The organism is Gemmiger sp. An194, from assembly GCF_002160145.1.
Taxonomy (GTDB): Bacteria; Bacillota; Clostridia; order Oscillospirales; family Ruminococcaceae; genus Allofournierella.
On sequence record NZ_NFKA01000004.1, the window covers coordinates 20,026 to 32,832 of the forward strand.

General features: G+C 54.6%; 13 protein-coding genes. 4 read left to right on the forward strand and 9 right to left on the reverse strand.

All coding sequences use genetic code 11. From position 1 onward, the window contains the following. Positions 1-14: 14 nt before the first annotated feature. Positions 15-962 (reverse strand): flavodoxin family protein, encoded by a 948-nt coding sequence (locus B5F28_RS03325; RefSeq protein WP_087293381.1) that lies wholly within the window; start codon positions 960-962, stop codon positions 15-17. 217 nt (positions 963-1,179) lie between these two features. Between B5F28_RS03325 and B5F28_RS03330 the strand changes: the two genes are divergently transcribed. After that, a complete protein-coding gene (locus B5F28_RS03330; RefSeq protein ID WP_087293384.1) occupies positions 1,180-1,806 on the forward strand; it encodes a TetR/AcrR family transcriptional regulator in 627 nt (208 codons plus the stop codon). Positions 1,807-1,895: 89 nt separating this feature from the next. Here B5F28_RS03330 and B5F28_RS03335 read toward each other — a convergent pair whose 3' ends face one another. The 6 genes from B5F28_RS03335 to B5F28_RS03360 form a co-directional block, all read right to left on the reverse strand. After that, complete coding sequence (locus tag B5F28_RS03335; RefSeq protein WP_087293386.1) at positions 1,896-3,362, reverse strand: HAMP domain-containing sensor histidine kinase; 1,467 nt, start codon at positions 3,360-3,362, stop codon at positions 1,896-1,898. 91 nt (positions 3,363-3,453) lie between these two features. Continuing rightward, positions 3,454-4,164, reverse strand: coding sequence for a response regulator transcription factor (locus tag B5F28_RS03340; protein WP_087293388.1), 711 nt, complete (start codon positions 4,162-4,164; stop codon positions 3,454-3,456). Between the two features lie 94 nt (positions 4,165-4,258). Next, positions 4,259-5,569, reverse strand: coding sequence for an ABC transporter permease (locus B5F28_RS03345; RefSeq protein WP_158097503.1), 1,311 nt, complete (start codon positions 5,567-5,569; stop codon positions 4,259-4,261). After that, entirely contained in the window at positions 5,556-6,284 is a 729-nt protein-coding gene (locus tag B5F28_RS03350) for an ABC transporter ATP-binding protein (RefSeq protein ID WP_087293392.1), read from the reverse strand. The genes B5F28_RS03345 and B5F28_RS03350 overlap by 14 nt, the downstream gene beginning before the upstream one ends. After that, entirely contained in the window at positions 6,281-7,909 is a 1,629-nt protein-coding gene (locus tag B5F28_RS03355) for an efflux RND transporter periplasmic adaptor subunit (RefSeq protein WP_087293394.1), read from the reverse strand. The genes B5F28_RS03350 and B5F28_RS03355 overlap by 4 nt, the downstream gene beginning before the upstream one ends. A gap of 82 nt (positions 7,910-7,991) precedes the next feature. After that, a complete protein-coding gene (locus B5F28_RS03360) occupies positions 7,992-8,882 on the reverse strand; it encodes a LysR family transcriptional regulator (RefSeq protein WP_087293396.1) in 891 nt (296 codons plus the stop codon). Between the two features lie 128 nt (positions 8,883-9,010). On the opposite strand from B5F28_RS03360, the gene B5F28_RS03365 reads away from it, so the two are divergent. Next, positions 9,011-9,577, forward strand: coding sequence for a chromate transporter (locus tag B5F28_RS03365; RefSeq protein ID WP_087293676.1), 567 nt, complete (start codon positions 9,011-9,013; stop codon positions 9,575-9,577). Next, positions 9,574-10,149, forward strand: coding sequence for a chromate transporter (locus B5F28_RS03370; protein WP_206423045.1), 576 nt, complete (start codon positions 9,574-9,576; stop codon positions 10,147-10,149). Before B5F28_RS03365 ends, B5F28_RS03370 begins: the two co-directional genes overlap by 4 nt. 58 nt (positions 10,150-10,207) lie before the next feature. On the opposite strand, the gene B5F28_RS03375 is transcribed toward B5F28_RS03370, so the two are convergent. Further along, on the reverse strand, positions 10,208-10,528 hold the full coding sequence (locus B5F28_RS03375) for a DUF1904 family protein (RefSeq protein ID WP_087293398.1): 321 nt from the start codon (positions 10,526-10,528) through the stop codon (positions 10,208-10,210). A gap of 35 nt (positions 10,529-10,563) precedes the next feature. Beyond that, on the reverse strand, positions 10,564-12,003 hold the full coding sequence (locus B5F28_RS03380) for an alanine/glycine:cation symporter family protein (protein ID WP_247643392.1): 1,440 nt from the start codon (positions 12,001-12,003) through the stop codon (positions 10,564-10,566). 150 nt (positions 12,004-12,153) lie between these two features. On the opposite strand from B5F28_RS03380, the gene B5F28_RS03385 reads away from it, so the two are divergent. Continuing rightward, entirely contained in the window at positions 12,154-12,801 is a 648-nt protein-coding gene (locus B5F28_RS03385; RefSeq protein ID WP_247643393.1) for an HAD-IA family hydrolase, read from the forward strand. Positions 12,802-12,807: the final 6 nt, after the last annotated feature.

Genomic DNA, 12,807 nt, shown 5'->3' on the forward strand with positions numbered 1-12,807 from the left:
CTCCTTTCCAGGGCTCAGTCGATGCCCTTGAATTTCTTTTCCACGTACTTCTGCTTGCGCTGCTGTACCAGCTGGATCTTGGCAGGATCAGAGAAGAAGCCACCCTGGGTCTGTGCGATCTCCTCCAGATGTTTGGCTCGTCCGGCTACGGTGGTGCGGTCCTTCAGCAGGCCGTCCTTCTGGATCACAAACTTCCACTTGCCGTCCTCGGTCTGCTCCAGGGTGCCGCCCGCGCCGCACACCTGGCACTCGATGGGATAGTGCAGGCCGTCCCACTGCTTTTCGCCCAGAACCAGGGCGTTGCAGTGGCAGTTGGGGCACCAGCCCATGTCTTCCTCGCCCAGCCACTTGCGCTCCTCAGCGGGAGTGGCGGCAGCCTGCATGATGTGCTCACCCAGCAGGCGGGCGCGGGCCATCAGCTCATCGTCCAGCAGGCACTGGGCGGGAGCGGGAACGCGGGTGGCCAGAACCATGTCCACAACCTTCATGTCGGTGGTGAACATGGTGGCCTGCAGGCCCTCCAGCGCCATGGACTGCCAGGCGCGGGTGGAACCGCCCACCGAGATCAGACCGGCCACACGGTCGCGGTGCTCAATGGCGCCGATGGTCTCCAGGAAGGAGGTTTCGTAGCTCAGGCTGCGGTGAGCAAAGGTCAGGTAGGCGGAAGCGGGCATCAGGTCATAGGTGGGCACCGAAAAGATCACCGCGTCCTGGGCGAGCATCACGTCCATGATCTTCTTCTTGTCGTCCTTGGCGCCCAGGGTGCAGCCTACGTATTTGCCCTGAGACATGGCCTTGGTGCAGGCGGTGCAGCCGGTGCAGTCCAGGATATTGAAATCACGCAGGTTGATCATGGTCACCTCAGCGCCGGCCTCCTCGCAGGCGGTGAGGGCTTCCTTCAGCAGAATTTCGCTGTTGCCGTTTTTGCGGCCGGCGGTGATTCCCATTACTTTGATACTCATTGGTGGTGGTTCTCCTTTCTCTTTCCTCAAACACAGGACGGCAAAAAAACGAAAATATGCTATACTGAATACAGTTGCACAGCATCTTTGCGATTATTTTAACAGCATTTTTTCGCTTGAATACCATTAAAATCTGAGGCTTTGCTGCTTATCCAACAAATGCCTGCCGGATGTTGTTTATCTCGAAAAAAGCCCGAAGAAAGAGGTCGGATCGCTCATGAACAAAACGGATTTGCGCTTGGTCAAAACACTGGCACAGATCGATCAGGCGCTGCTGGAATGCCTGGAGCAAACACCTCTGCAAAAGCTCACGGTGGACCAGCTGTGCCAGCAGGCACTGATCAACCGGTCCACCTTTTACAAGTATTATCAGGATAAATACGACCTGATGGATCAGTATCTGGCCCGCACCCTGCAGGAGTTCCGCCGCCAGATGGATGTGGCCTTTGTGGAGGCCTCGTCCCAGAACATTCACAGTCTGGTGTACCAGAAGAATTTTGAGCGGGCGCTGCAATATCTGCACAAAAACAAGGCCCGCTATACGCTTTTGTGGCGCGGGGCCATCAACCGGCCTGTTCTTACGGAAATGGTACGGGTCATCCACGACAATATTCTGGAAAAGCTGTGCTCCTGCGGGCTTGAGGGTGCACAGGAACGGTATGTGGACCTGTATGCCCAGATGTTCGCCTCCAATACCATGACGCTGGTGCGCTGGTGGTTCCAATATGAGAGTGAGATCAGCATGGAGGAAGTGCAGCAGATCATGGTGAACAACATGAAGGAGGGAATTTTCGGCGCGTTCCGCCAAACGCTGGACAATGCGCAGAAAAAGCCGAAGAAGTAAACAAAAACCAGAGCCGCACTGCGATATTCGCAATGCGGCTCTGGTTTTTTATCTGAGTTATATCTGAGTTAGAAATAAAAATAAGATTGTCAAGCCAGCGGCAGCGTGAGCCGGAACTGGGTGCTGCGCCCGGGCGGGGGCGGCTGCACCAGCTGGATGGTACCTCCGTGTGCACTCACAATCTTGTGGCTGATGGCAAGGCCAAGGCCGGAACCCTGGCGGGTATTGCGCGATTCGTCTCCCACAACAAAGGGATCGAAGATCTGCCCGGCAATTTCCGACGGGATTCCTACGCCATTATCCGCCAGCGTTAACACAGCGTGGCCGTCCTGTCTCTGAAGCTCAAAAAACAGGGCAGTGCCGGCAGGATTGTGTTTTACAGCATTAGACACAATATTTTCCAGTACCCGCAGGAAGGTCGTTTTGTCCAGCATACACCAGATGGATTCATCCGGAATTTCGATTTCCGGTACAAAGCCGCCAAGCTCCAGTTCATTGTACTTGGAGGCAAGATATTCCCGCAGTACCTTGCACAGATCCAGCCGTTTGGTTTGCAGCGTAAACTGAGGATGCTCCAGCTTACTGTATTCATGGAAGGTGTCGATCAGACCGGTAAGCCGGTTGGATTTCTGGTAGATGGTGTCCAGATATTCCGGTACCTTTTCCGGAGGAATTAGCCCGTCGCAGATGGCCTTTGCATAGCCCTGGATTACAGTAATGGGGGTCTTCAGGTCGTGGGAAATATCTGCCAGCAGCTTCTGCCGGTTGTCCTCCAGGGCCTTGCGCTGGCGCTCACTTTCGGCCAGCTGGGCGGAGAGCTGGTTGAAGGCACTGCAGATCTGTTCAAATTCCCGTGGCCCCCGGCAATGAATGGGCTCGGGGTCATTCTGCTGGGCCAGCTCGGTGAAGCCTCGCTCCAGTCGCTTCAGTGGGCCGCACACCTTTCGGCTGAGCCAGAGTGCCATTGCCAGCAGCACCAGAATATACAGGCCCAGAAACAGAAGAAGGGTACGGCTCCAGATCATACTCAAATGAGCATATTCCTCGTTGCGCAGGATCTGCTCGTACAAGATTAACCAGCGGGACTGACCGTCCGCGCTTTGAAATGGATGTTTCCAAATATAGTAACCATAGGGCAGCGTTTGGGTCAGATATCCGTAGGCCTCATCACTTAGGGTGTCAGTGTTCACACCGGGAATAGAACCGTAAAGAATGTTATGTTCCGAATCAAGGACCACAGGTGTCTGATACAATATGCCGGAATAACCATCGCTTGCCACCAGCGTCATCTGGCGACCCTGTTTATCATACCAATGGGTGACTGTGGGGTAAACATACTGTCCTTGCAGCGGAATACAGGCCAATGCTTCCGGAGAAATATCTTTGTGGGCTTTTCCATACAAAACCCGACCAGCATCGTCCACCACTACAATGCTTCCGGTCCGCCCCAGTAAGGTGTGTACCGGGAACTGATCGTATCGCTCCGCCTGCAGCAGCTCGTCATATTCGTTCAGATCCCGCTCGGAAAGGCTGATCACCGTGGTACTGCTTTCCATTAGCGCCCAAAAAAGCAAGGCGATCGCTGCGATTACAAGGAATAAGGTATATACCCCAAAGCATCGCAGCAGGACTGAAAAATAACTGGATTTAGTGCGTTTCCACCGCTTCAATTTTATACCCCAATCCTCTCACAGTTTTGATGAAGCACGGATGCCGCGGGTCATCTTCGACCTTGTCCCGCAGCTTGGAGATGTGCACCATCATTGTGTTTTCGTCGCTTTCAAAATAGGCTCCGCTCACTGCCTCGTAAAGCTGGACCTTGGTGAAGATTCGCCCCGGCGAGCGCATCAGGCAGCAGAGAATTTTGTACTCGGTGGGAGTCAGGGCGATGGGCAGGCCGTTTTTTGTCAGGGTCATGGCGTCCAGGTCCAGCCGCAGCGGTCCCAGCGCAAGTACATTGCTGCCGGAAAGGGCAGGGGAGACAGGATTCAGCTGATAAAACCGTCGCAAATTTGCTTTGACCCGGGCGATGATCTCCAGCGGATTGAAGGGCTTGGTCAGGTAGTCGTCCGCCCCCAGCTCAAGGCCCAGAATCTTGTCGTTATCGGTGTTTTTGGCCGAAAGGATCAGAATCGGCATATTACTGATAGCCCGCAGTTCGCGGGTGAGCTCGTAGCCGTTCATGCGGGGCATCATGATATCCAGCACCGCCATATCGATGGATTCGGTGCGGGCCAACTCCAGAGCGGTAGCACCGTCCGGGGCACAAAGTACCCGATAACCGCTGCTTTCCAGATACAGCTTGACCAGGTTGGTGATGTCCTGATCGTCTTCCGCAATCAAAATGGTGTGCGGCATAAATCTTGACCTCCGTTTAAAAATCGGGCCGGAGCCATTGCTCCGGCCCGTTGTCTTTATTGTACATCAGACAGGCGCCTATGAAAAGAAAAACTTATTCGTAGCGCAGCGCTTCGATGGGGTCCAGCCGAGCTGCACGCTTAGCGGGGTAATAGCCAAAGAACACGCCGATGGCCATGGAGAACAGTACAGCTACCAAAGCGGCAGTGAGCGAGGGTTTGACCGGATAGTGCATCATCATAGCGCCGGCACTGCCAAGTCCCACCCCCAGAATTACACCAATCATTCCTCCGATTAAACAGATAATGATTGCTTCCACGATGAACTGGAACAGGATTACCCGGCTTTTTGCACCCAATGCCATGCGAATGCCAATTTCCCGGGTGCGCTCGGTCACCGAGACCATCATGATGTTCATCACACCGATGCCGCCCACCAGAAGGCTGATGGCCGCAATGGCACTGATACCAAGCTTCACGCTCTGCGTCATCTTATTCATGGATTTTACGATATCATCCAGGCTGGAAACCGAGACACTGAAGTTGGAATTATGGCTGTAGAAGCTATTGAAGAACTCTCGGGTGCGATCCATAAAAATTTGGTTGTTCACATCCTCCCGGGATTGCAAGGTCACGGTTTGATAACCACTGTCTCGCTGCAGCAGCTGAAAACCACTGCCCACCGGGATATAGATGTTAGTATCGAGATTTCGAGTTACGGTCTGGCCTGCCGGTGGTTTGTACTCATAGACTCCTATAATATAAAGGCGAAGGGGAATACCGGAAGCATCGGTTTTAAAGCTTTTTCCCAACGCATTCTCAGGAGTGGTCTTGTTGCCGAAATACTGAGCAACAAACCGGTCACTTACCACGGCAACTGCTCGATGATTGGTACTGTCTGCATCGGTAACAAAGCGACCGGCCAACAATGTAATTTTGTCCAGGGTTTGTTGCCCGGGGGAAACGCCCATCAGCTGCCCGGACGCTTTGTGGCGACCAGAAACGACACTGATGTTGCCAAAGCTCTCGCTTACAGCCAACGCTTGCAGCTGGTCAGAAAATTTCTTCTGATACTCCTGCAGCATGGCGTCACTGATGCGGTCACTGGCAGAAGGCTCCTTATATTCAAATGATTCCAACGCCTTGTCCAGTTCTTCACTGTCTTCCAATGTGTTAAAAGAGCCAAACGCAAAGGGATCATCTTTCTGAACGACAGACAGAGTCACGTTCCGTGCACCGAAACCAGACATTTCTTCAGCCAGCGAACCGGAAAGAGAATCACCCACCGTGATGATAGCAATTACGGCACTAATGCCGATAATGATTCCCAGCATAGTGAGCAAAGCGCGCAGCTTGTTGGCACGTAGACTGGTAAGGGCCAGTCGCACATTTTCAAGGATCGACATGGCTGTTTGCCTCCTTTCTCCGGTCGGAAATAATGTTGCCATCTTTCAGGGTGATCACCCGAGGACACTCTGCGGCAAGTTCCTGACTGTGAGTGATCAGAACGATGGTCTTGCCCTGCTGGCGGTGCAGGGTGTGGAAAATATCCATCACATGACGGCTGGTCTCGGAATCCAGCGCACCGGTGGGCTCGTCTGCCAACAGGATCGCCGGATCATTTACCAGACTGCGAGCAATGGCCACCCGCTGTTTCTGACCGCCGGAAAGCTCATTGGGTTGGTGAAAACGCCGCTGCTCCATGCCTACCATGGCAAGAAGTTCCCGGGCCCGCTGTTCCCGCTGCCGGGCACCAACTCCGGCATACAGCATGGGAAGCTCCACGTTCCGTTGGGCGGTGGTGCGGCCGATCAGATTGAAGTTCTGAAACACAAAGCCGATCTTTTTATTTCGCACCTCACTCATCTCATCCCTACCGGCCCGCTGAACGTCCACACCATCCAGCCGGTAGCTGCCCGCGGTAGGCTGATCCAGCACCCCGATGATGTTCATCAGGGTGGACTTGCCGCTGCCGGATTCACCGACAATGGCAACAAATTCACCGGGATAAACGGTCAGATCGATGCCATGCAGAATCTCCAGCTCATTTTCCTTGCCCACGTTATAGGTTTTTACAATGCCCTGCATCTCGATCAGCGGGGCCTGGAAGGACTGGTTCATTCCGCCACCTCCCCGGTGGAAGTACTTTCGGTACCGGCGCTGGCCGCATCACCCATGGGGATGGAAGTACCATTATCCGGCATCTGGGAGGCATCCGCCAGAATTTCCATACCGTCCTGCAAAGAAGCGCCGTCGACCTCTACCGCGTAGTCGTTTTTCATGCCAGTGGTCACAGTCACAGGGGTGAAGGCCCCCTCACCCTGGCGCACATAAATCACATCCTGGCCATCATCACCGGGAGCCACTGCATCCAGCGGAACAGAATACACGTTGCTCTTGGAAGCAAGAATGATTTCGGCTTTGGCCTTGCTGCCGATGAAGATATTTTCCGGGGTCTGGATGGCGATGTCCGCTGCAAATCCGGCAGAGGAGCCGCTGCTTTCTCCGTCACCGCTTCCGGCAGTGGGGGAAATGCGGGATACCGTGCCCCGGATCTCTCCGCTGGCGGCGTCACTGGTGATGGAAGCGGTCATACCGACCTGTACTTTGTTGATGGCATATTCCGGAATGCTAACCGAAAGAACCAGCTGATCCGTAGACTGAATGGTGGCCACATCACCCTTGCAGATGCTGCCCACATTCACCTTCAGATCGGTGATTTTGCCACTGGTCTCAGCCTTTAAAACCGTGTCTTCCAGACTTTTCTTCAGGTCATCCAGCGCTTTGCTTTCCACGCCTTTTTTCAGCTGCTTGTCTGCCTCCTGCAAAGCGGTGAGAGCCGTATTGATCGTGGTGTCACAGGCATCCAGTGCCTGGTAACGAGCTGCGTCCGCCTGTTTATAGGCGCTTTCTGCAGTATCGCGTTCCGCCGCCGCCGCGTCATAAGCCTGTTTGGCGGTGTTGTAGGCTTGGGTATAGCTGTCGTAGCTATACAGGGTACGGGCACTTTCCAGCGCAGAATTCTTCTCGTTAAGTACTGCATCGGCATTCTGATAGGCAAGGTAGGCATCGCCTTCGGTGGTGCCGCCCGCAGCAATCCAGGCATCGTAGGCTTTCTGACGGGCATCTGCCGCTGCATCTACGGCACTCTGTGCGCTGGATACGGCCTGCTCCATTACCTGATAGTTTGCCTTGGCCGTTTCATAAGCAGGGGTCACAGCACTCAATGCGCTGGCAGCCTTATCACGGGCGGCACGAGCCGCCTCTACCAGTGTATCCTGGTTTTTCTTTTCGTTATCCTTGGCGCGGCGGGCCTCTTCCACCTGAGCAGATGCTTTGTTATACGCGTCCTGCAGGCGCTGCTTCTCTTCGCCCATCTCTTTTTCTTTGTCCTGAATAGCGCGGCGGATATCGGTATCATCCAGAGTACAGATCACATCGCCCTTGTTTACATGGTCACCAACCTTCACATTCAGTGCGGTGACCTTATTGCTCAGGCTGGTGGTTACCGAGGAAACCTTGGCGCTTTGTACGATTCCGGAAACATTCACCGACTCGTTCAGATCCTCTTTTTTCAGAAATACCGTGCGCGCATACGCCAGGTTTTCTTCAGCGGTATTTTTGGAAGAGGCAGACATCCGGCTCTTCAGTGCGACCGCACCGCCAGCCGCAAGAATAGCCACCACCAGAATAGCGGCTGCTGCACGCTTGTGTTTTAAAACAGGGGAAAATATCTTGATCGCCATATCGCTTCGACTCCTTTTTGTGTGGTGTTGTCTACAGCAAAAAGGATAGCGCAGCAATCTTTAGTGTGCCTTTAAAGAAAGCTTAAGATTCATAAAGATTTCGTTTTTGCCGGTCTTCCTGTGTGAATGCAATAAAATTCTGCACCGCTGCACCAATATAGTGCCCCTGAAGAGTCACAGCGCAAATCTCGCTGTAAAGCTCCTTTGCCTGCAGCGGATGCGTCTGTGCGCCAGGCCAAAGATCCCGCGCAGCGGAAAGCGGTGCGCATGCAACCCCAAGCCCCTCCTGTGCCAGCCGAAGAGCTGTGCGGGAGTCCTCGCTGCAGCAAAATACAGCAGGTTCAAACCCAAGCTCAGCGAAATAACGCAGCAACACCGGCTCCCAGCGGCGGTAGAGAATCAGCGGCAGATCACTCAGAACCGTTGGGTCGATCGGACCGCATAGCCCCTCGAAAAAGTGCGCTTGCCCCACAGCGCACATGGGTTCACTGCAGATGGGATGGATCTCCAATCCCTGGCCGGAAAAAGGGCGGCGAACCAGAGCCAGGTCGATACGCTGACTGCGAATCGGCTCTAACAGCTGATAGGAATCCCGCTCGGTCAGTTCCAGCCGTACATGGGGGTATCGAGTATGAAAACGGGCCACCCAATGGGGCAGAAGACTTGTACTCAGGGATGAGACCGACCCAATACGCAGCAGCCCCCGACCACCGGCCTGAAGATCCGCCATCTCTCGCTTCAGATCGGCATACTGCTGCAGAATACCCTGTGCCCGTTCATAAAAAAGCTCTCCGGCCTGTGTCATATGCAGGTGACGGGTATCCCGCTCAAACAACGGGCAGCCCAGCTCATCCTCCAGCTTTTGCAGCTGCAAACTGAGTGGCGGCTGCGACATGTGCAGCTTTTGCGCAGCGGCAGTGATGGTTCCCGACTGGGCAATGGCAACAAAATAAGTGAGCTGACGCAGTTCCATAAAGCACCTCTCTATTTATATGGATAACATATAAAAATCACACAAACAAAATGTTTTCAATATCGTTTGAGATGTGCTATTATGATACCGTAAAAAAGAACAAGGGAGGCTTCTTTTCGATGAGGAACATGAAGATCCTGGGCGATCTGTTTCTGACCTTTATGCAGGTGGGCGGCCTGACCTTTGGCGGCGGTTATGCCATGCTGCCGATCCTGCAGCGTGAGGTGGTGGAAAAACGGAACTGGGCCACCGACGAGGAACTCACTGACTATTTTGCGGTAGGGCAGTGTACTCCTGGCATCATTGCGGTGAATACTGCCACCTTTGTGGGGCAGAAGCAGGCAGGTGTGCTGGGTGGTATTGTAGCGACTCTTGGAATCGTGGCTCCTTCGCTGGTGATCATCTCTATTCTGGCCGGTTTCATCAACACCTTTGCAGAGCTGGCTGTGATCAAAAATGCTTTCGCAGGTATTCGGGTTTGCGTTTGTGTGCTGATTTTCAACGCGGTGTGCAAGCTGTGGAAGAGCTCGGTGAAAAACAAGCTGGCACTGGCGATTTTTGCAGTGGTCACACTGGGCTCGCTGTTTTTTGACCTTTCTCCGGTATTCTTTGTCGTAGTAGCCGCCGTGCTGGGCATTGCGCTGGAACAGTTTGCTCCGGCAGCTCGCAAAGACAAGAAGGAGGGAGAAGTATGATCCTGCTGCTTCGTCTTTATTGGGAGTTTTTCAAGACCGGTCTCTTTGCGGTGGGCGGAGGACTTGCCACGCTGCCGTTCCTTTCCCGGATGGCGGATAAAACGGGCTGGTTCACTCAAAGCCAGCTGATGGATATGGTGGCAGTGTCGGAGTCCACTCCTGGTCCCATCGGCATCAACACGGCCACCTATGTGGGATTTACCACCAGCGGTGTTCCCGGTGCATTGACAGCTACGCTGGGGCTCGTCACACCATCCATTCTGATCATTCTGGTCATTGCCTCTTTCCTGAAAGCATTTCGTTCCAACCGCTATGTGGATGCTGTGTTCCGCTGCCTGCGTCCGGCTTCCACCGGGTTGATTGCAGCGTCCGGCCTTTCGGTGGCAGCCATCACCTTTTATGCGGCTGTTCCGGCGGGAATTCCGGCAGGGATTCAGTGGAAGGCTGTGGCCCTGGCGGCTTTGCTGGTGCTGGCTACAAGAGCGATTCCTCAGACCAAAAAACTTCATCCTGTAGTTTGGATTGTTTTGTCTGCATTGGCGGGGATCGTGTTCTCCTTTGCGGGAGTATAATACGAAATAAAAAAATGCGCAGCTTTTTAGAAAGCTGCGCATTTTTTCTCGGCCCGGATCAGGCCTCAAACTCATAAAAGCGGTCCGGCTGCAGGGTAGTGAAGATCACCTGCACCAGCGTGTACCCCAATTCAAAAGCGGTATCCCGCAGAATCGCGGCCACCTCTTCCCGAACCTCATCGGTCCGGTCAAACCAGGAGACCTCAATGATAGGGAATCCGGCAGTCTGCTGGCCACCCGCATAGAAGGTAGTGGGAACAAGTTCAAAAATCAGCCAGTCCTCCGGGCAGCCAATGGCGGCGGAAAGCTTTTGGCCCAAAGCGGGGGTAACGTTTTTCATCTGCTGGTCAGTGAATCCTTTTACAGTAATCTGCGGCATAACAGATCGCTCCTTTGTGCTTTTTTCCTATTTTATCACACAGTTGCTTCCTTCGTACAGCATGAGGTTCCTTTTGCATGGAAAAAACGCCGCGTTTCCCGGAACACCTGGGGTGACAGCCAGAGTACGGCCAGCAGGTTTGGCAGTACCATCAGCCCGTTAAAGGTATCGCTAATCTGCCAGACCAGATCCAGCCGGGTCACACAGCCAATTACAATACAGCTCAGATACAGCAATTTATAGGGAACAAGTGCACCCGGCCCGAACAGATATTCCACCGCACGCTCGCCGTAATAACTCCAGCCCAGCAGGGTAGAGAAGGCGAACAGCATCAGGCTGACCGCGATCAGTGCCCCGCCGCCCGGGCCGAAAACCGAGCGAAACGCATCAGCAGTAAGTGCAGCTCCGTTGGGCAGAGCAGAAAAAGCATTTGTTCCAAGGGCGGCGGCGTAGCGGGCGGGATCGTATACGCCGGAGCAGAGGATTGCAAGGGCGGTGAGGGTGCACATAAGCAACGTGTCCACCGCCACCTCAAAAACGCCCCACATGCCCTGAACCACCGGCGGGCTTCCGGCGGCAGAGTTGGCCATGACCGAGGAGCCCAGCCCGGCCTCGTTGCTGCTGACCCCACGGGCAACGCCTACCTGCAGGGCCTGCTTCATGCCGTAACCTGCCAGCCCGCCGAGCCCCGCCTGAAGGTTGAAGGCCTGCTGCAGGATGCTGTTCAGAACCATGGGCACCTGACGCCAGTTTGCAAGAATTACACACACCGCCGCCGCGGTGTACCCAATGGCCATGAAGGGAACCAGACGCTCAGTGATCTGTCCCATACGCTGAATGCCGCCCAGCATGGCAAAACCCACTGCGCCCGCAACGGCCAGACCGGTGAGCAGCGGAGGAACACCAAAGGCATCCTGCAGACCGGTGGCAATAGAATTTGCCTGGGCCATATCTCCCATACCCAGAGAGCCTAAAATGCAGAAGAACGAGAACAGCAGAGCCAGCCAGCGACAGCCCAGGCCCTGCTCGATGTAAAACATCGCCCCGCCAATGGGTTCACCCTTGGCATTTTTACCTCGATAAAGCCCGGCCAGCAGATTTTCCGCGTAGCCGGTCATGGTGCCGAAAAAGGCCGAGATCCACATCCAGAACACCGCACCCGGCCCTCCGGCAGCGATGGCCGTGGCCACGCCTGCAATGTTGCCGGTGCCCAGTGTGGCGGCCAGCGCGGTACAGGCAGACTGAAACCCGGTGATGCCGCCTGTTTTCTGTGACTTGCCACGGAACGCGGACCCAAATGTGCTGCGCCACCACAGACGTATATGGCGCAGCTGAAAAAAGCCGGTTCCGAAGCTGAACAAAAACCCGGATAATGCCAGCAAAAACAAGGTGACCGGCCCCCAGGCAAATCGGCTCAGCAGATCGTTGCACCAGCTCAGCCACCCGGAAAAATATCCCATGATAAGATTCCCCATACAGCGCTCCTCTTTTGCGGATTCTGCTAGAATATATGCACAGTTTTGCCCAAAGCAGAACCCAAAACCGGCAAAAAGGCGGCTGGTGGATTGTAGCGGCGGCATTTTGGTGGTATAATAGATAAAATTGTGTTTAAGGATGGTGCAATCGTGGCACGATATGACGCAGTATTATTCGATGTGGATGGAACTTTGATTCATTCCAGCCCGGGCATTCTGGCAACAATGGAATATACGTTCCGGCAGATGGGCATCGACCCGGCCGGTGTTGATCTGACCCGTTATCTTGGCCCGCCACTGCGGCGCAGCTTCGGTGAGCATTTTTCCGATGAGGCCATGGTGGAAAAGATGGTGGACATCTACCGTGCCCGCTATGCAGAGGACGGCTGTCACCGCTGCCAGGTGTTTGAAGGTGTGCGCCCCATGCTGGAGCGGCTGAAGGCTGCCGGTATCCGGCTGTATACCGCCACCTCCAAGCCTACAGTGGTTGTCACGCCGATTCTGGAGGAGCAAGGCCTGGCCGAATACTTCGATTTCATCGGCGGCGCCAGCGAAGATAAAAGCGTGGACACTAAAACTGCTGTGATGCGTCTGGTGCTTGCCCGGCCGGAACTGCAGGGGGCCCGTGTGCTGATGGTGGGCGACCGGAGCGATGATATGAAGGGCGCTGCAGACTGCGGCGTTCCCGTAGCAGCAGTGATGTACGGCTACGGCAGTGAACAGGAGCTTGCTCCCTTCGCGCCGACGCTGATGGCGAAGGATTGCCAGCAGCTGGCCGATTACATATTAAATGACTGATAAAAG